Annotated in this window: 13 protein-coding genes; 7 read left to right on the top strand and 6 right to left on the bottom strand. The window is 69.1% G+C overall.

Annotated elements, in window-relative coordinates; translation table 11 throughout:
- Positions 1-17 precede the first annotated feature (17 nt).
- A complete protein-coding gene (gluQRS, locus tag BLS50_RS13115) occupies positions 18-914 on the top strand; it encodes a tRNA glutamyl-Q(34) synthetase GluQRS (protein ID WP_074802385.1) in 897 nt (298 codons plus the stop codon).
- A gap of 259 nt (positions 915-1,173) precedes the next feature.
- Here the strand turns inward: gluQRS and BLS50_RS13110 are convergent, their stop codons facing one another.
- The 4 genes from BLS50_RS13110 to purT form a co-directional block, all read right to left on the bottom strand.
- Positions 1,174-2,670 carry a DEAD/DEAH box helicase gene (locus BLS50_RS13110; protein WP_023477164.1) on the bottom strand — a complete coding sequence of 499 codons (1,497 nt, stop codon included), beginning with the start codon at positions 2,668-2,670 and terminating at the stop codon, positions 1,174-1,176.
- Between the two features lie 453 nt (positions 2,671-3,123).
- Positions 3,124-3,504, bottom strand: coding sequence for an MliC family protein (locus BLS50_RS13100; protein ID WP_012328941.1), 381 nt, complete (start codon positions 3,502-3,504; stop codon positions 3,124-3,126).
- Positions 3,505-3,590: 86 nt separating this feature from the next.
- On the bottom strand, positions 3,591-3,776 hold the full coding sequence (locus BLS50_RS13095) for a DUF6726 family protein (protein WP_006489604.1): 186 nt from the start codon (positions 3,774-3,776) through the stop codon (positions 3,591-3,593).
- A gap of 18 nt (positions 3,777-3,794) precedes the next feature.
- Positions 3,795-5,009, bottom strand: a complete 1,215-nt coding sequence (gene purT / locus BLS50_RS13090; RefSeq protein ID WP_074802384.1) for a formate-dependent phosphoribosylglycinamide formyltransferase — start codon at positions 5,007-5,009, stop codon at positions 3,795-3,797.
- A 217-nt stretch (positions 5,010-5,226) separates the two neighbouring features.
- On the opposite strand from purT, the gene BLS50_RS13085 reads away from it, so the two are divergent.
- Positions 5,227-5,772 (top strand): META domain-containing protein, encoded by a 546-nt coding sequence (locus BLS50_RS13085; RefSeq protein ID WP_074802383.1) that lies wholly within the window; start codon positions 5,227-5,229, stop codon positions 5,770-5,772.
- 177 nt (positions 5,773-5,949) lie between these two features.
- Complete coding sequence (locus BLS50_RS36310) at positions 5,950-10,533, top strand: FtsK/SpoIIIE family DNA translocase (RefSeq protein ID WP_074802382.1); 4,584 nt, start codon at positions 5,950-5,952, stop codon at positions 10,531-10,533.
- A gap of 120 nt (positions 10,534-10,653) precedes the next feature.
- Here BLS50_RS36310 and BLS50_RS13075 read toward each other — a convergent pair whose 3' ends face one another.
- Positions 10,654-11,901 carry a lactonase family protein gene (locus BLS50_RS13075; protein ID WP_080486867.1) on the bottom strand — a complete coding sequence of 416 codons (1,248 nt, stop codon included), beginning with the start codon at positions 11,899-11,901 and terminating at the stop codon, positions 10,654-10,656.
- Between the two features lie 167 nt (positions 11,902-12,068).
- Here BLS50_RS13075 and BLS50_RS13065 point away from each other — a divergent pair, with 167 nt between their 5' ends.
- Together BLS50_RS13065 and BLS50_RS13055 are read left to right on the top strand one after the other, a co-directional pair.
- A complete protein-coding gene (locus BLS50_RS13065; protein WP_006478200.1) occupies positions 12,069-13,898 on the top strand; it encodes a glycoside hydrolase family 15 protein in 1,830 nt (609 codons plus the stop codon).
- 211 nt (positions 13,899-14,109) lie between these two features.
- Complete coding sequence (locus BLS50_RS13055; RefSeq protein WP_074802379.1) at positions 14,110-15,600, top strand: polyhydroxyalkanoate depolymerase; 1,491 nt, start codon at positions 14,110-14,112, stop codon at positions 15,598-15,600.
- A gap of 109 nt (positions 15,601-15,709) precedes the next feature.
- Here BLS50_RS13055 and BLS50_RS13050 read toward each other — a convergent pair whose 3' ends face one another.
- Positions 15,710-16,342: a TetR family transcriptional regulator gene (locus BLS50_RS13050; protein ID WP_006478198.1), complete on the bottom strand. Its 633-nt coding sequence runs from the start codon at positions 16,340-16,342 to the stop codon at positions 15,710-15,712.
- A 156-nt stretch (positions 16,343-16,498) separates the two neighbouring features.
- On the opposite strand from BLS50_RS13050, the gene rsxB reads away from it, so the two are divergent.
- Both rsxB and nth read left to right on the top strand, forming a co-directional pair.
- Entirely contained in the window at positions 16,499-17,527 is a 1,029-nt protein-coding gene (rsxB, locus tag BLS50_RS13045) for an electron transport complex subunit RsxB (RefSeq protein ID WP_074802378.1), read from the top strand.
- Positions 17,524-18,168, top strand: a complete 645-nt coding sequence (gene nth, locus BLS50_RS13040) for an endonuclease III (RefSeq protein WP_074802377.1) — start codon at positions 17,524-17,526, stop codon at positions 18,166-18,168. The genes rsxB and nth overlap by 4 nt, the downstream gene beginning before the upstream one ends.
- Positions 18,169-18,207 lie beyond the last annotated feature (39 nt).

Here is an 18,207-nt window from a genome sequence, read left to right as displayed (position 1 = left end):
CGCACCGCGCACCGCCGATGAACCCCGGCTATCGCGGCCGCTTCGCGCCTTCGCCCACCGGGCCGCTGCACTTCGGCTCGCTGGTCGGCGCGCTCGCGAGCTGGCTCGACGCACGCGCGCACGGCGGCACATGGCTCGTGCGCATCGAGGATCTCGACGGCCCGCGCACGGTGCCCGGCGCGGCCGACGACATCCTCGCGACGCTCGCGCATTTCGGCATGACGCCCGACGAGCCGCCCGTCTGGCAGAGCACGCGCGACGCGGCGTACACGGCCGCGCTCGAGCGGCTCGTCGCGGCGGGGCTCGTCTATCCGTGCGGCTGCACGCGCAAGGAGATCGCCGATTCACTGCGCGCCGCCCATGAACGCCACACGACGCTCGCGTATCCGGGAACCTGTCGCACCGGCCTGCACGGCAAGCCCGCACGCGCATGGCGGCTGCGCGTGCCGGACGGCTGCGACGCGGTCATCACGTTCGACGATCGCTGGCAGCACACGCAATCGCAGAACCTCGCGACCGAAGTGGGCGATTTCGTGCTGAAACGCGCGGACGGCCAGTGGGCGTATCAGCTCGCGGTCGTCGTCGACGATGCCGATGCCGGCATCACGCATGTCGTACGCGGCGCCGACCTGCTCGACTCGACCGCGCGCCAGATCTACCTGCAGCGCTGCCTCGGCGTGCCGACGCCCGAGTACCTGCACGTGCCGGTCGTCGTCGATGCGAACGGCGAAAAGCTCAGCAAGCAGACGGGCGCGACGGCGCTCGAACGCAACGATCCGCTGCCCGCGCTGCAGGCTGCGGCCGCGCATCTCGGCCTGGCCAACGATGGCGATCTACCGGGCGGGACGCTCGACGCGTTCTACGCGGCCGCGACCGATGCGTGGGCGCGTCGCTTCGGGCCGCGCGCCGGTTGAGTCGCTTGCAGGACACCGGCCCGTGCCGACTACGCTCCGGCCTCCGCGAGCGTCGAATCCGCTCGCATGAAAGCATGACGGAAGCCTGAGCGCCACGCCGGCTGACGACTCGGCGTCGGTCCCTCCCCTGCGCGTCAAGCGATACTCGCTGCTGCACACCGCCCCGATCACGTCGCCCAATGAAAAACGGGCACATGCTCATCGCATGCACCCGCTTGTCCGGGCAGCGCTCACACGCCGCCCCGCCGCTCCGTCCGGCTTACGCCGACGGCTTGCGCGGCATCCCGAAGCCACCGAGCAGCGCGGCAACCTGGCGCTTCGGCCCTTTCTTCTCGGGCTGCTGCGCGGGCTGCGCATCGTCCGGCTGCTTCGCCGACGCCGACGGCTCGTACGGCTTCAGGAAGAAATCGTCGACCGGCGCTTCGTGGCGGCGATGATGGCCGCCGCGCTCGGTGCTGCCCGAGCGGCGGCCCGATGCACCGCGATGCTCGTCGCGATCGCGCCGACCGCCGCGTTCGCCACCCCGTTCGCCGCCGCGCTCACTGTTGTTGCGCTCGCCGCCACGTTCGTCGTGACGCTGGCGTGCCGGCTTGTCGATCGTAAGCGTCTGCACGTCGAGCGGACGCTTGATCAGCTTCTCGATATCGGCGAGTTGCTTGCGCTCGTTCGGGCTGCACAGCGACAGCGCGTCGCCCGTCGCGCCCGCGCGGCCGGTACGGCCGATCCGGTGCACGTAGTCTTCCGCGCTGAACGGCAGGTCGAAGTTGATCACGGCCGGCAGTTCGGCGATGTCGAGGCCGCGCGCGGCCACGTCGGTCGCGACCAGCGCCTCGATCTCGCCGCGCTTGAACGCGTCGAGTGCCTGCATCCGCTCGATCTGCGTCTTGTCGCCATGAATCGCCGACGCGACCACGCCGTCGCGTTCGAGATTGCGCGCGAGGCGGCTCGCGCCGATCTTGCTGTTGCAGAACACGATTACCTGCTTGAGGCCGCGATCGCGCAGCAATTGCACGACGGCCGCCTGCTTGTCGCCTTCGGCGACGTCGTAGACGATCTGCGTGACGTTCGCGTTCGTCGAGTTGCTGCGCGCGACCTCGATCGTCTGCGGGTTGCGCAGATAGGTCGACGCGAGCTTCTTGATTTCGCCCGAGAAGGTGGCGGAGAACAGCAGCGTCTGACGCTCCTTCGGCAACAGGTTCAGGATGCGCTGCAGATCGGGCAGGAAGCCCATGTCGAGCATCCGGTCGGCTTCGTCGAGCACGAGGATCTGCACCTGGCCGAGGTTCGCCGTCTTCTGCTGCACGTGGTCGAGCAGGCGGCCCGGGGTCGCGATCAGGATCTCGACGCCGCGGCGCAGTTCGGCCGATTGCGGGTTCATGTCGACGCCGCCGAACACCACCGCGCTGCGCAGCGGCGTGTGCTTCGCATACGCGTGCACGTTCGCGGCGACCTGGTCGGCGAGTTCGCGGGTCGGCGTGAGGATCAGCGCCCGCACGGGGTGGCGCGCCGGAGACGCGCTCGTGTTGGCCTGCGGCAGCAGACGCTGGATGATCGGCAGCGAGAAGCTCGCGGTCTTGCCGGTGCCCGTTTGCGCGGCGCCCATGACGTCGCGGCCGGCGAGCACGACCGGAATGGCCTGCGCCTGGATCGGCGTCGGCGTCGTATAGCCCTGCTCCACAATGGCTTTCAGGATATCGGGGGCAAGGCCGAATTGATCGAAGGTTGCGTCGACGGGCTTGGCGACAGAATCGGACATGGTGGCGTTTCGCTCAAAAGGCGCGGCGGGGACATCGTGCGTCAGGCCGGCCGGGCCTGCGCTCATCACAATTCGGAAATAGACGGAGCCGCGGCGCGCCGCGCGGCGCCGCTCTGGTGCTTGGGACCGGTTCAATGCGAACGCTGGACGCCAGACCGTGCGGACTCCGTTCGGCGCGAATGCCGGCGGAAAGGGCCGTATTGTAGCACCGTGCGGGAATCTGTCCGTGACAACGCCGCGAACGGCCACGACGGCGGTTCGCGCGGCGGCCCTGCTCCCGCCCGTGCGGGCCAGCGGTTGGTCGATCGGGGTATCCGTATCGGCCGATGAACTCGATTAAGGGTTCGATCCGGGAGCCTCGCATCAGCACGCCCCGCCGCCAACCCGCGTGTCGAGCCTTCAGCCCGACAGCGGTCAACACGGATGAATACGCTCCGCGATCGCGCCCGCCGCTCAGCCCTTCTTCTTTTTCTTCTCGACCTGCACGCAGTCGCCCAGCAGCGGCGGCGACTTCGGGTCGGCGATCTCGTCGCGCAGCGTCGCTTCCTTGCCCTTCGTCCACCACGTATAGCGGCCGGCCTGGTAGCGCGCGCCCGATGCCGACACCGTATCGACGAACAGCATCTGCTTGCCGTCGACCGGCACGAGCGCGAAGCTCTGGCCGTTGCCTGCGAGCCAGTACGACACGCGCACGGGCTGCTTCTGGTTCGCGCACTGGTAGACGGTTTGCTGGCGCGCGTCGGCGTCGATCTCCTCGACGGTCAGTTGCGCGGCATGCGCGACGGAAACGGCGGTGCCGGCGAGCGCAAGCGCGGCGAGGGTTTGGCGAATCATGCAGGTCCTCTCACGAGACGGGTGGAAGCGCGCCCTCGCGGGGCGCGCGGTTGTTGTTTATAGGGAGGCTCGGCGGCTTGCCAGAATCAGGGATCGATCACATCCGCGCACGCATCGGTCGGCGCCGCGGCGACATGGCCGACGAGCGGCACGATCTTGAGTCCGGCCGACGCCACCCGGCACGGCGCGGCCGCGAGGCCGCAGCCCGCGAGACTCGCGACGAGCGCCAGCGCGACGCCCAGCTTTCCGATACGCAACCATCTCGACGCCATCGTCCTCTCCTCGTTCCGTCAGCGCGCCGACACGGGCCGGACGGCCGCGGCCGCACGCTTCGCGCGTTCGCGGGCTTCGTCGACGGTCGCGCCGGTCGCCAGCGCGACGCCCATGCGTCGCTTCGCAAAACTTTCCGGCTTGCCGAACAGGCGCAAGTCCGCGCCCGGCACCGCGAGCGCGTCGCGCACGCCGTCGAACGCGATCCCGCGCTCGTCGAGGCCGCCGTAGATCACCGCCGACGCAGCCGGCGTGCCGAGCGCCGGATCGACCGGCAGCCCGAGAATCGCCCGCGCGTGCAGCTCGAATTCCGACTGACGCTGCGAGGCGAGCGTGACGAGGCCCGTATCGTGCGGCCGCGGGCTCACCTCGGAGAACCATACGTCGTCGCCGCGCACGAACAGCTCGACGCCGAACAGGCCGCGCCCGCCGAGCGCCTCGGTCACCTTGTGCGCGATCTCGCGCGACTTCTCTAGCGCCGCCGCGCTCATCGGCTGCGGCTGCCACGATTCGACATAGTCGCCCGCCACCTGCACGTGGCCGACCGGTTCGCAGAAATAGGTACGCGTATCGAGCGTCGCCGGGTCGATCGCGCGCACGGTCAGTTGCGTGATCTCGTAGTCGAAATCGACGAAGCCCTCAACGATCACGCGGCCGTGGTTCACGCGCCCGCCCGCCATCGCGTAGTCCCACGCGGGTTTCACGTCGGCGTCGGTCTTCACGACCGACTGCCCCTTGCCCGACGACGACATCACGGGCTTCACGACGCACGGCATGCCGATCTTCGCGACGGCCGCGCTGAATGCCTCGAACGAATCGGCGAACGCATACGGGGAAGTCGGCAGGCCGAGCTCCTCGGCCGCGAGCCGGCGAATCCCTTCGCGATTCATCGTGAGCTGCGTCGCGCGCGCGGTCGGGATCACCTCGGCGAGGCCAGCCGCCTCGATCGCCGCGAGCGCGTCGGTGGCGATCGCCTCGATCTCGGGGACGATCAGGTGCGGACGCTCGGCCTCGACGACTGCCCGCAGCGCGGCCGGGTCCGTCATGTCGATCACGTGCGCGCGATGCGCGACCTGATGGCCGGGCGCGTCCGGATAGCGATCGACCGCAATGACTTCGACGCCGAGACGCTGCAACGCGATGATGACTTCCTTGCCGAGCTCGCCCGCGCCGAGCAGCATGACGCGCGTGGCCGAGGGTGAAAGCGGCGTACCGAGCCGCTGACCGATCTGCATGTGATTTCCCGCTGGTTCTGTTGGAGGACGAAAACGGCTTCGATGTTAACACGGGCATCCAGGCCGGTTTGGGCCGTTTGGCCGCCCCCGGCGCCATGTCGCGCGAGGCCCGTGGGCGGGCTGCGAACGTTTTCGCGCGCGAAGTGTCGGCTCGCCTGCCGCGGGGCGGGTGCGTTACTCTTACGCCTTGATCAGAATCCGAAGAGGAACGAGGCTCATGTCCCACCTGTCCGCGGCCGCACGCGCACGCACCGGCCTGCTTCGCCCGTTGCGCGCGCCGCTTTGCGCGTTGACGCTTGCCACGCTTCTCGCCGCCTGCACGATGCCGACCCATCCCGATTCCGCCGCCCCCGCGCCCGACCCGTACAACCCGGCCGCCGTCCAGTTGCTCGACGACACGAGCTGGGAACTCACCAACTGGGTGAACGCCGACGGCACGCAACGCGCGATCCCGCACGGCGACAACGGCGAGCCGATCAAGCTCGCACTGTCGACCGAGTCGGGCATCCGGCGCGCGAGCGGGTTCTCGGGCTGCAATCGCTACATGGGCACCTATGCGGTCAAGAACGGCCTGCTGAGCTTCGGCCCGCTCGCCGGCACGCGGATGGCCTGCCCGAACACGCTCGGCGGCCAGCTCGAGTCCGCGTATCTCGACGCGCTCGCCCACGTCGACAAGACCGGCGTGCAGATGCGCGCGCCCCAGCAATTGCAGATCGTGACCCAGGCCGGCGCAACGCTGACGTTCACGCACCGGAGCCCCTGATGCACGGCGCGCGCGGAGGCCGACCGACCGCCTTCGCGTGGCGCGCGACATGCACGTGCCACCCACGTGCGTCGCGCGGCGTGAATCGGAATCACGCCGCGTTAGAGTCTTGTTCGCCGGCCGGTTAAACTCGGCGGGTCGCGCCCCGCGCGCCCCTCCCCACTCCTGTTTCAAAGCATGCACACGGTTGTCTTCGGCTGGTTCGGCATCTCCGCCGTCTGGTTCCTCCTTCTCTTCTGGCGTCTCGTGCAGGCGATGCTGCCCGGCGGCGGCGGGCTTGCCGGCCGCGGCTCGATCCGCCTGTGGCTCGGCTTCGCCGCGGTATTCGTCGCAAGCGTCACGCTGACGAGCCCGCTGTCGGGCCCCGACACGAACGCGCTCGGCCATGCGTTCTCCGCCGGCTTCGCCCACGTGCTCGGCCCGATCGGCACGCCGGTCGCGATGGTCGTGCTGTTCTTCGCCGGCTTGCCGTGGCTGACCGGCATCGGCTGGCGGCAGTTCGCCGCGTGGGTCGACACGTCGTTCGGCGTCAAGCTGTCGCGCGACGGCGACGACGACGACGCGCGCGGGATCGCCGACCTGCCGCGCAGTGCGTTGCATCGCGACGACGACGTCGTGCAGCCGACCACCGCGCACACCGTCAACTCGATGGCGCCGCGCCAGAACGGCCGGTATTCGCGCCCGACAGTGTGGAAACCCGATCCGCAGGCACGGCCGAAGCCGCGCAGCAAGACCCCGCCGCGCCCCCTTGCGGAACCCGTCGCGCCGTCGGGCTGGCTGAAGCCGAGCGCGCCGCAGCGCACGCCCGCGGCACCCGCGCCGATCCCGGCCAGCGCGATGCCGCCGCCGACCACCGGCAGCACCGCCAGCCTCGCGCGCGCGGCAGCGAACACGCAAGTGCCGCGCCCCGCGCCGGCGCCGCTTCCGGTCGGATTCGAACCCGTCCGACCGCGCCCGACCGCCGCACGCCCGGCCACCGCAGCGCTGACGCAGACGGCGCCGCGCGCCACGGTCACGCCGCGACCGGCTGCTACGCAGCCGCCGCGCCCGCCGGCGCGCCCGGTCACAGGAACAACGCCAGCCGGCCTGTCGACGGACGCGGCACGACGCCGCCCGGCGCCGCCCGCGCCGGCGCGCGCGCCGCTCTATGCGTGGAACGAGAAGCCGGCCGCGCCGATTACGCCCGCACCGAGCGTTCACGACACGCTGCGTTCGATCGAGGCCAGCACCGCGCAATGGGCGTCGCTGGGCGGCACGCCGTCCGGCGATGCAGCGCAGACGGCGGCAGCAGCCGCTGCCGTGGCCGGTGTCGCCGCCGCAGCCGGCAGCGTGGCCGCACCGGCATCGGCGACCGTGTCGAATGCGTTCGGCTCCGCGACGCACGGCATCGCAGCCCAGGACGCCAATGCTCCGGCCGAACACGATGCCGCGCCCGCATACGACGACAACGCGCCGATCGTGCTCGACGCCTTCATGCCGGCGCAGTCCGGCATCGCGCAGGCTCCGGTTGGCGATTTGTCCCCTCCTGCATTCGGTGACGCTGAACCGAACGCACGGCCGAATACCGGCAGCAACGATGCGGCGTTCTCGCATCGCGCCGACGACGCAATCCGTCACGTCGACGCTACGCCCGACGCGCCGGCATTCGGGGTCGCAGCACCGTCGATCGACGCACCCATCGACTTCGCGCCTTGGGAAGATGTCGTCAGCGCGCCGGTTCCGGCGCTCGACGTGTCGACCGGAAACCCGATCGCCGAGCCGCCGGCAGTCACCGCGGGACCGCAATCCGCGCATTCAGCCTTCACACAAGGAGGAGATGCAGCGGTTCGCGACCTCGACACCTGCAAGCCGACCGGGTCTATCGATATCGACGGCCAGGCCGACGCGCAACCGGCGTCTGCAATCGATCGCGCCGCTTCGGCCCGCGTGCCTCAAGGGGCTGCCGACCCGCACGCCGCCGCGAAGCCTGCCGACGGCATCGTTCCGTTCGCTGCCCTGCCCGCTTCGTCGCTCGCGGGAACGTCCGTGAGCGCACGTTCGGAAACCGCGTCGATCGCGGCAACGTCCGCACCGGCGGTATCGAATCACGTGCCGGACGCCGTCAAGCCGGTCGAGGCGGCGGAACCCGCGGCACCGCTGTCGGCGGTCGCTCAACGCGCGACGCCCGCTACATATTGGACCGCGCCGACGATACCGCCCGCAGCGACACAAACGACCGTTGCCGCTGAACCGCCGAAATCGCCGGCGGTTCAGCCGTTTGCCGCAACCTCGGCGGCTTCGGCCGTCAATGCATCGCCGCTGACCGGCACGGCTCATGGCTCGACTGCACACGCATCCGCGCCCGCCTCCGCATCGAACATCGCGCCCGTCGCTACCGCAGGTTCGCCGGTCGGCGTAACCGGCACGGCGTCCGCTTCGCCGTCGCAACCGGCCGCCTCGGCATCGCCCGTTGCCGCCCCCGCGTCGGCATCGCCCGCCGGGGTCACGGACACGACTGACGGTTCGCTTTCCCGCACCTCGACGCCTGCATCACCCGATGCGCCCACCGTGATGCCGTCGACGACTGGCGCATCGGCTTCGACGTTCGGTTCGACTGCGCAGGTGCCCGCAACGCCGGTGCCCGCTACCGCGACGCCCGCGACTTTCACGTCCACATCGATCGCCGCGTCGTCTTCCCCGTCGGCATCGGCATTTCCTGTCGACACAGCAGCCATGTCGACCGGTACGACGACCTTCGCTCCATTCAGCGCATCGGGCGCGGTCGCTCCGCAGCCGCCAATCAGCCTGCCCGTATCGCCAACCGCGTCCGCCGCGACGTCGACGTCCTTCACGTCCTTCAGCGCGCTCGCGCCGACGACCACGGCCGCCGCCACGCCAGCGCACCCGATCGCCAGCGCGCCTGTCGCCGCGGCCGGGCCGCTGACGTCCATCGGTGCGGCCACCGCGACGCAGGCTCCGTCGATCGCGTCCGTCCCTGCCGCCGCCCCGGCCGCGACTCAGACGTTCACGACATCGCCCGCCCCTGCCGTCTCACCGTCGGGCTGGTCCATGTCGCATGACGTGACGGCAGCACCGACCACGGCACCGCTGGCGGCAACCGTCCCCGGCGCGAACCTGCCGACCACGCCGGCCACCGTCGTTTCTGCGCCGCCATCGCCGGCAGCCCCGCCGATCGGCGCACCGGCCTCCCATCCAATCGAGGCAACCGGCCCCGCCCAAGCCGATACCCCAGCCCGCCCGCCGCGCCCGAACGCGTTCGAATTCCACGCACCCGCGTCGTTCAACGTCGAATTGCCGACGCTCGACCTGCTCGAGCCCGCGTCCGACGACGTCGAAATGATCACCGACGAACACCTCGCGCAAACCGCGCAGGTGATCGAGCAGCGGCTGCAGGAATTCAAGGTGCCGGTGACGGTGGTCGGCGCGTCGGCCGGCCCCGTGATCACGCGCTTCGAGATCGAACCCGCGCTCGGCGTGCGCGGCAGCCAGATCGTCGGCCTGATGAAGGACTTGTCGCGCGGCCTCGGCCTCACGTCGATCCGCGTCGTCGAGACGATCCCCGGCAAGACCTGCATGGGCCTCGAACTGCCGAACGCGAAGCGCCAGATGATCCGCCTGTCGGAAATTCTTGCCGCACGCGAATACCAGCATTCGCCGTCGCAACTGACGATCGCGATGGGCAAGGACATCACCGGCCACCCGGTCGTCACCGATCTCGCGAAGGCGCCGCACATGCTCGTGGCCGGCACGACGGGTTCGGGCAAGTCGGTCGCGATCAACGCGATGATCCTGTCGCTGCTGTACAAGGCTACGCCGGAAGACGTGCGGCTCATCATGATCGACCCGAAGATGCTGGAGTTGTCGGTCTACGAAGGCATCCCGCATCTGCTCGCGCCGGTCGTCACCGACATGAAGCTCGCGGCGAACGCGCTGAACTGGTGCGTCGGCGAAATGGAGAAGCGCTACCGGCTGATGTCGGCCGTCGGCGTGCGCAACCTCGCGGGCTTCAACCAGAAGATCCGCGACGCGCAAGCGAAGGAAAAGAAGATCGGCAACCCGTTCTCGCTAACGCCCGAGGATCCGGAGCCGCTGTCGACGCTGCCGCTGATCGTCGTCGTGATCGACGAGCTGGCCGACCTGATGATGGTCGCCGGCAAGAAGATCGAGGAACTGATCGCCCGCCTCGCGCAGAAGGCGCGCGCGGCCGGCATCCACCTGATCCTCGCGACGCAGCGCCCGTCCGTCGACGTGATCACCGGCCTCATCAAGGCGAACATCCCGACGCGCGTCGCGTTCCAGGTGTCGTCGAAGATCGATTCGCGCACGATCCTCGACCAGATGGGCGCGGAGTCGCTGCTCGGGATGGGCGACATGCTGTTCCTGCCGCCGGGCACCGGTTATCCGCAGCGCGTGCACGGCGCGTTCGTCGCCGACGAGGAAGTGCACCGGATCGTCGAGTACCTGAAGCAGTTCGGCGAGCCGCAATACGAGGAAGGCATCCTCGACGGCCCGGCTGCCGACGGCGCGACGCAGGACCTGTTCGGCGACGCGCCGGACGCGGAAGCCGATCCGCTGTACGACGAAGCCGTCGCATTCGTCGTGCGCACGCGGCGCGCGTCGATCTCGTCGGTGCAGCGGCAGTTGCGCATCGGCTACAACCGCGCGGCGCGGCTCGTCGAGCAGATGGAGGCGGCCGGCCTCGTGTCGGCGATGGGCATCAACGGCAGCCGCGAGGTGCTCGTGCCGGCCGCGGCCGACTGAGGCAGGCGGCCCGCCGGCCGCCGTTCATCGACATGGGCGCGTCGTGAAACCGACTGCCTGAAATACGAAGGGCGCTGCATCGGCAGCGCCCTTCTTGCATCAGCCGGGAATCCCCGCGATTTACTGCGCGACCGGCACCAGCTTGAAGTCGACCGGCTTGCCGACCGCGATCTTCTGCGGATTCGCGCCGAGCTGCCCCGTTTCGACATCGCGACTGAACACGTAGAACGTGTCGCTGTCCTGGTTGCCGACGATCAGCCACTTGCCGGTCGGATCGATCAGGAACTCGCGCGGCGTCTTGCCGAGGCTCGACTGGCGGCCGACGTGCTTCAGCCGGCCGTCGGCCTTGTTCACCGCGTAGATCACGAGGTCGTTCGCGTCGCCGCGGTTGCTCGCGTACAGGAAGCGGCCGTCCGGCGACAGGTGGATCGCGCCGCCGCCGACCTTGCCCTTGAAGCCCGGCGCCGTCATCGGCAGCGTCTCGATCGGCGTCAGCTTGCCGTCGTGATAGGCGAACACCTCGACCGACGCGTTGAGTTCGCTCGTCACGTACGCGAACCGGCCGTCGGCGCTGAACACCATGTGACGCGGGCCCGAGCCCGCCTTCACCGGCGTGTAGCGCGTGTCGGTCGGGCTGATCAGCCCGCGGCTGCCGTCCACCGTGTAGCGGTAGCCGTAGATCTTGTCCGCGCCGAGATCCTGCACGAACAGATAGCGGCCGTCCGGCGAAAACACCGTCGAATGCACGTGCGCGCCGTCCTGGCGGCCCTTCACCGGCCCGGTGCCTTCGTGGTGGACCGTCAGCACGGCCTGACCGACCGCGCCGTCGTCGCGCAGCGGAAGCACCGCGAAGCTGCCGCCCGGGTCGGCCGCGACCGAGTAGTTGGCGGTGACGAGGTACTTGCCGTCCGGCGACAGCGCGAGATAGCACGGATCGTTCCCTTCCGACGATACGCGGTCGATGAAGCTCAGCGCGCCCGTCTTCGCGTCGAAGCGGAACGCGCTCACGCCGCCGCGCTGCGTCGCCGGCCCGTCGTCGCCGGGCAGCTCGTTGACCGCGTAGACGGTGCGACCGTCGCGGCTCGGCAACAGGTACGACGGATTCACGGTCTTCGCCGACGACACCGGCGCGACGCTGCCGCTCTTGGTATCGAAGCGGTAAACGTAGATCCCGTCGCTGCCGCCACCCGTATAGGTGCCGACGAGCAGGTTGTAGACGCCGTCGGCCGGGGCGGACGATTGCTGCGCGAATGCGTGGGTCGCGGACAGGGAAAGCACGATCGCGAAACCTTTCATCCAGTGAGCGAACCTAAGCGGGAACCCTCGTGTCGAAGCGCGTGCGTCACGCTCGCGTAAACGGTTGGGCATTGAATCCTCCTTGCATCGAGTCGCTTCAAGTGTTGAGATAGGACGAAACGCCGGCCGTTCACGCGCTCCGCCGCCCGGCCGAGTATACGGGGCGCGGCGCCCGCGCGTGAAGTCGAGGGCGCCGACGTCCGCATTGTGAAACTCGAATACCCAAGGATCGCCTGCCCATGCCCGCCCTGATCGAAGACTACGCCCTCGTCGGCGACGGCCACACGGCCGCGCTGATCGCAAAAGACGGCTCCGTCGACTGGCTGTGCTGGCCCCGCTTCGATTCGGGCGCCTGCTTCGCGGCGCTGCTCGGCACGCCCGAGCACGGCCGCTGGCTGCTTGCTCCGGCCGCCGACGCCGCGATCACGCACACGACCCGCCGCTATCGCGGCGACACGCTGATTCTCGAGACCGATTACGAAAGCGCCGACGGCGCCGTCACCGTGATCGACTTCATGCCGCCCGGCAACGGCTGGTCCGAACTGGTGCGGATCGTCGTCGGCCGCCACGGCAAGATGAAGATGCGCATGGAACTCGTGTTGCGCTTCGACTACGGTTTCTCGATTCCGTGGGTCACGCAACTGACCCGCGAGGACGGCATGAAGGCCATCGCCGGCCCCGATACCGTCGTACTGCGCACGCCGGTGCCGCTCACCGGCAAGAACCTCCATACGCTCGCGGAATTCACGGTCGGCGCCGACGAGCGCGTGCCGTTCTCGCTCGGCTACGCGGCGTCGCACATGCGGCTGCCGCCCGCGCGCGATCCGCTGTCGATGCTCGCGCGCACCGAGAACTACTGGCTCGAATGGTCGGGCCGCTGTCAGGTGCAGGGCCGCTACGCGGCCGCCGTGCGCCGCTCGCTGATCACGCTGAAGGCGCTCGCGTACGAGCCGACCGGCGGCATCGTCGCCGCGCCGACCACGTCGCTGCCGGAGAAGATCGGCGGCAACCGCAACTGGGACTACCGCTACTGCTGGCTGCGCGACGCGACGATCACGCTGCTCGCGCTGATGCGCGGCGGCTACTACGACGAGGCGCGTGCGTGGCGCACGTGGCTCGGCCGCGTGATGGCCGGCTCGCCCGAGCAGATCCAGATCATGTACGGGATCGCCGGCGAGCGCCGGCTGCCGGAGATGGAGCTCGACTGGCTGCCCGGCTACCAGGACTCGCTGCCGGTACGCGTCGGCAACGGCGCCGCGAACCAGCTCCAGCTCGACGTGTTCGGCGAGGTGATGGCCGCGCTGCACCTCGCGCGCGTGGGCGGCCTGCAGGCCGACGACACGGTCTGGTCCGTGCAGTGCGCGCTGCTCGATCACCTCGAGAAGATCTGGCAGGAACCCGACGAAGGCATCTGGGAAACGCGTGGGGGCCGTCGCCATTTCACGTTCTCGAAGGTGATGGCGTGGGTCGCGTTCGACCGCGCGATCAAGTCGGCGGAGATGTTCCGGCTGCCCGGCTCGCTCGACCGCTGGCGCGCGCTGCGCGAGCAGATCCATGCGGACGTCTGCGCCAACGCATGGCACGAAGGCAAGCAGGCGTTCGCGCAGAGCTACGGCAGCGACGAGCTCGACGCGAGCGTGCTGCTGCTGCCGCAGCTCGGCTTCCTGCCGCCGGAAGACCCGCGCATCGTCGGCACGGTCGAGGCGATCGAACGGGAATTGCTGCACGACGGGCTCGTGATGCGCTACCGCACGACCGAATACGACGACGGCCTGCCGCCGGGCGAAGGCACGTTTCTCGCGTGCAGCTTCTGGCTGGTCGACAGCTACGCGCTGCTCGGCCGGATCGACGACGCGCATCGACTCTTCAGCCGCCTGCTCGCGCTGTCGAACGACCTCGGGCTGCTCGCGGAGGAATACGACCCGGTCGCCGGGCGGCTCGTCGGCAACTTCCCGCAGGCGTTCTCGCACGTGGCGCTCGTGCACACCGCGATGAACCTGATGCACCACGAAGACGCGATGGCGCGCGCGGCCGGCCAGCCCGCGCCGGCCGTGGCTACGGGCCGCTGAACGGCGCGCGCAAGCCTTGTTCAGAGATCGTCAAATCGCAACACTTTGATGAAAACCCGGGGAAATGTTGCATTGCACCACCGATCGTTGTCCGATATGATCGGCGAGATTGTCCGGCTGCAATGCAACATGGCCGGTCGCTGACCCACACGGCACGCCGCGACGCCTCACGCCGCCCTTGCGCACCGTCCCCCACGCGGGAGTAGCCTGCATGCTTTACCAACTGCACGAATTCCAGCGGGCCATGCTGAGCCCGCTCACGGCCTGGGCCCAGGCCGCCTCGAAGTCGTTCGCGAATCCGTCCAGCCCGTTCTCGCTGATGCCCGGTGCCCCGCGGATGGCGGCTGCCTATGAGCTGATGTATCGGCTCGGCAAGGATTACGAGAAGCCGGAATTCAACATTCATCAGATCGTCAAGGACGGCCACAACATTCCGATCGTCGAGCAAACGATCATCGAGAAGCCGTTCTGCCGGCTGCTGCGCTTCAAGCGCTATTCGGACGACGCCGACGCCGTCACGCAACTGAAGGACGAGCCCGTCGTGCTGGTCTGCGCGCCGCTGTCGGGCCACCACTCGACGCTGCTGCGCGACACCGTGCGCACGCTGCTGCAGGATCACAAGGTCTACATCACCGACTGGATCGACGCGCGGATGGTGCCGGTCGAGACGGGCCCGTTCCACCTGCACGACTACATCGCGTACATCCAGGAATTCATCCGTCATATCGGCGCGCGCAACCTGCACGTGATCTCGGTATGCCAGCCGACGGTGCCGGTGCTCGCGGCGATCTCGCTGATGGCGAGCCGCGGCGAGGACACGCCGCTCACGATGACGATGATGGGCGGCCCGATCGACGCGCGCCGCAGCCCGACGTCGGTGAACTCGCTCGCCACGCAGCACTCGACCGCGTGGTTCGAGAACAACGTGATCCACACGGTGCCCGCGAACTATCCGGGCGAAGGCCGCCAGGTGTATCCGGGCTTCCTGCAGCACACCGGCTTCGTCGCGATGAACCCGGAGCGGCACGCGCAATCGCACTGGGATTTTTACCAGAGCCTGCTGCGCGGCGACGAGGACGACGCCGAAGCGCACCGCCGCTTCTACGACGAGTACAACGCGGTGCTGGACATGGCCGCCGAGTATTACCTCGAGACGATCCGTGTCGTGTTCCAGGAATTCCGGCTCGCGGAAGGCACGTGGGACGTCGAAGGTGAGCGCGTGCGGCCGCAGGACATCAAGCACACCGCGCTGATGACGATCGAGGGCGAACTCGACGACATCTCGGGCAGCGGCCAGACGCACGTCGCGCACGAGCTGTGCACGGGCATTCCGCAAGACGATCGCCGCAGCCTGACCGCCGAGAAATGCGGCCACTACGGGATCTTCTCGGGCCGCCGCTGGCGCACGATCATCTATCCGCAACTGCGCGACTTCATTCGCGAGCATGCGCTGGAGCCCAAGCCCGGCGCGACGAAGTTGCCCGTCGATGCCCAGGATGCGACCACGATCGGCGTCGTGCCGGCCGCCAAGCCGGAGCCGGAAACCGCGGTGCGCGCCACCGCCGCGAAACGCACACGCGCGAAGGCGCCGGCCGTGACGGTCGCGCCCGCCAGGACGCCCGCCGCGAAGGCCGCGCCCGCCGCGAAACGCGCGGCCGGCAGCCCGCGCGCAAAAGCCGCGCGGGTCCGCAAGGCCGCCTGACGCGCCGCGTTCCGACGCAAAAACGCCGCCGTTGCTTGACGCAACGGCGGCGTTTTTTATTCGGCAGCGGCCGCGAGCAGGCAGCTCATCGGCTCGTCCGTTGGTCGCGTCAGCGCCGCAACAGATACGCGAGCAGCACCTCGGTGTTCATCCGGACCATCTCCGCGCGCTCGTCGGTGTCGGTGAAGTCGCGGCCGAGCGTCGCGGCGAGCGTGAAGCGGTTCGAGACGATGTAGTAGCCGAGCCCCGACAACGTCACGTAGAAGCGCAGCGGATCGACGTCGCCGCGGAACAGCCCGGCCTTCTGGCCGCGCATCAGCACGTTGCCGAGCTTCGCGACGATCGGCGACATCATCTCGCGGATTCGCGTCGACTTGTGCAGATAGCGCGCTTCGTGCAGGTTCTCGTTGTTGATGAGCCGGAGCAGCTCCGGATGGTCGCGGTAGTAGTCCCAAACGAAATGCGCGAGCCGCGTGACGGCTTCGACCGGCGCGACGCCGTCGAGATCCAGCACGCGCTCGGCCTCGGTCAGCGCGGAGAACGCGTGTTCGAGCACCGCCGTGAAGAGCTGCTCCTTGCTGCCGAAGTAGTAATAGAGCATGCGCTCGTTCGTTTCGGCCCGGCGCGCGATCTGATCGACGCGCGCGCCGAACAGCCCTCCATTCGCGAACTCTTCGGCTGCCGCCATCAGGATGCGGCGGCGCGTACCTTCAGGATCTCTTTTGATTTTTGGCTGATTCATGGTGGCGTTTTGCTATGTGAGCCGCTTGATTCGGACCGGCACCCCCACCGCCTCGGCGCCGGCCGCCCTGGAACGGGCGCGCCGCGAACGGCCGCCCTCCTGCTGAGCCCCTGCAAAAAAGCGGTTCGATTATGCGCATAGACGGCGTCCGGCGCAATGCGGGAAATCGGCGATAATCGAGCTTTGGCAAACCTCTCCGGCCGCGCCCGACGCGGCCGACCGAGAGCCATTCGGCGCCGCTGCGCCCGCTGTCAGCCTGTTGTCACCGTGACCGACTCCAAAACACTCGCGGATCGCATCGAAGATCTGCTTCCCCAGACGCAATGCACGAAGTGCGGCTATAACGGCTGCCGTCCGTACGCCGAGGCGATCGCCGCCGGCGACGCGAACTACAACCAGTGCCCGCCCGGCGGCGCCGAAGGCATCGCGCGCCTCGCGAACCTGCTCGGCAAGCCGGTGATTCCGCTGAACCCCGTGAACGGCAGCGAGCATCCGCGCGCGGTTGCGTTCATCGACGAAAACCTGTGCATCGGCTGCACGCTGTGCATGCAGGCGTGTCCGGTCGACGCGATCGTCGGCGCGCCGAAGCAGATGCACACGATCGTCGCGTCGCTGTGCACGGGCTGCGACCTGTGCATCCCGCCGTGCCCGGTCGACTGCATCGCGATGCTGCCGGTGACCGGCGATCGCACGGGTTGGGACGCGTGGTCGCAGGAACAGGCCGACGCCGCGCGCGAACGCCACGACCTGCGGCTCGCGCGCGAGCGCCGCGAGCGCGAGGCCGCCGAAGCGCGTGCCGCCGCCCGCCGCGCGGCCAGTGCCGCCAAGCCGGTTGCGGAGCCCTCTGCAGCGCAGCCCGGTTCGCAGCCTGGCACGCCGGCCGCCGCGCCGGCTGCCGACGATGCCGAAGCGAAGAAACGCGCGATCATCGCCGCCGCACTCGAACGCGCGCGCAAGAAGAAGGAAGAACTGTCCGGGCAAGGCGCCGGGCCGAAGAACACCGAAGGCGTGAGCGCGGCCGTCCAGGCGCAGATCGATGCGGCCGAGGCCCGCCGCAAGCGGCTCGCCGAACAGCAGGCGCAGCGCGATGCCGAAGCCGCATCGGGCAGCAACGACCACGACAACGACGCAGGCAACGACGATCCGGACGGCCCGTCCGCGCCGCCCGACCAGAACGCTCCATGAACGCCAGCAAACGACGCGCGATCTACGAAACGCTGCAGAGCCTCAATCCGCATCCGACCACCGAGCTCGAATATACGACGCCGTTCGAGCTGCTGATCGCCGTGATGCTGTCCGCGCAGGCGACCGACGTGTCGGTCAACAAGGCGATGCGGAAAATGTTTCCGGTCGCGAACACCCCGCGACAAATCGTCGCGCTTGGCGAGGAAGGCGTCACCGAGTACATCAAGACGATCGGCCTCTATCGCACCAAGGCGAAGAACGTGGTCGCGACGTGCCGAATCCTGCTCGAGCGCTACGACGGCGAGGTGCCGGCCGATCGGGAAGCGCTCGAAGGCTTGCCGGGCGTCGGCCGCAAGACCGCGAACGTCGTGCTGAACACCGCGTTCGGCCAGCCGACGATCGCGGTCGACACGCATATCTTCCGCGTCGCGAATCGCACCGGGCTCGCGCCGGGCAAGGACGTGCGGGCCGTCGAGGCCGCGCTCGAGAAGTTCACCCCGAAGGAATTCCTGCAGGACGCGCATCACTGGCTGATCCTGCACGGGCGTTACGTGTGCAAGGCCCGCCGGCCCGAATGCTGGCACTGCGCGATCGAGCCGCTGTGCGAGTTCCGGCCGAAGACGCCGCCGCCGAACGAATAAGCATCAGGCAGCGCGGGCGAGCTCCGCAGGCGCCGTCGC

Source organism: Burkholderia orbicola, from assembly GCF_900100915.1.
In the GTDB taxonomy this organism is placed as follows: Bacteria; Pseudomonadota; Gammaproteobacteria; order Burkholderiales; family Burkholderiaceae; genus Burkholderia; species Burkholderia orbicola.
Note: the sequence above shows the minus strand (reverse complement) of the source record. Positions and strands in the feature narration are given on the sequence as shown.

Excerpts from the sequence above, each read along its gene's own strand:
- gluQRS (WP_074802385.1), top strand. The coding sequence starts at position 18 with ATGAACCCCGGCTATCGCGGCCGCTTCGCGCCTTCGCCCACCGGGCCG.
- BLS50_RS13110 (WP_023477164.1), bottom strand. The coding sequence starts at position 2,670 with ATGTCCGATTCTGTCGCCAAGCCCGTCGACGCAACCTTCGATCAATTC.
- BLS50_RS13100 (WP_012328941.1), bottom strand. The coding sequence starts at position 3,504 with ATGATTCGCCAAACCCTCGCCGCGCTTGCGCTCGCCGGCACCGCCGTT.
- BLS50_RS13095 (WP_006489604.1), bottom strand. The coding sequence starts at position 3,776 with ATGGCGTCGAGATGGTTGCGTATCGGAAAGCTGGGCGTCGCGCTGGCG.
- purT (WP_074802384.1), bottom strand. The coding sequence starts at position 5,009 with ATGCAGATCGGTCAGCGGCTCGGTACGCCGCTTTCACCCTCGGCCACG.
- BLS50_RS13085 (WP_074802383.1), top strand. The coding sequence starts at position 5,227 with ATGTCCCACCTGTCCGCGGCCGCACGCGCACGCACCGGCCTGCTTCGC.
- BLS50_RS36310 (WP_074802382.1), top strand. The coding sequence starts at position 5,950 with ATGCACACGGTTGTCTTCGGCTGGTTCGGCATCTCCGCCGTCTGGTTC.
- BLS50_RS13075 (WP_080486867.1), bottom strand. The coding sequence starts at position 11,901 with ATGCCCAACCGTTTACGCGAGCGTGACGCACGCGCTTCGACACGAGGG.
- BLS50_RS13065 (WP_006478200.1), top strand. The coding sequence starts at position 12,069 with ATGCCCGCCCTGATCGAAGACTACGCCCTCGTCGGCGACGGCCACACG.
- BLS50_RS13055 (WP_074802379.1), top strand. The coding sequence starts at position 14,110 with ATGCTTTACCAACTGCACGAATTCCAGCGGGCCATGCTGAGCCCGCTC.
- BLS50_RS13050 (WP_006478198.1), bottom strand. The coding sequence starts at position 16,342 with ATGAATCAGCCAAAAATCAAAAGAGATCCTGAAGGTACGCGCCGCCGC.
- rsxB (WP_074802378.1), top strand. The coding sequence starts at position 16,499 with ATGCGGGAAATCGGCGATAATCGAGCTTTGGCAAACCTCTCCGGCCGC.
- nth (WP_074802377.1), top strand. The coding sequence starts at position 17,524 with ATGAACGCCAGCAAACGACGCGCGATCTACGAAACGCTGCAGAGCCTC.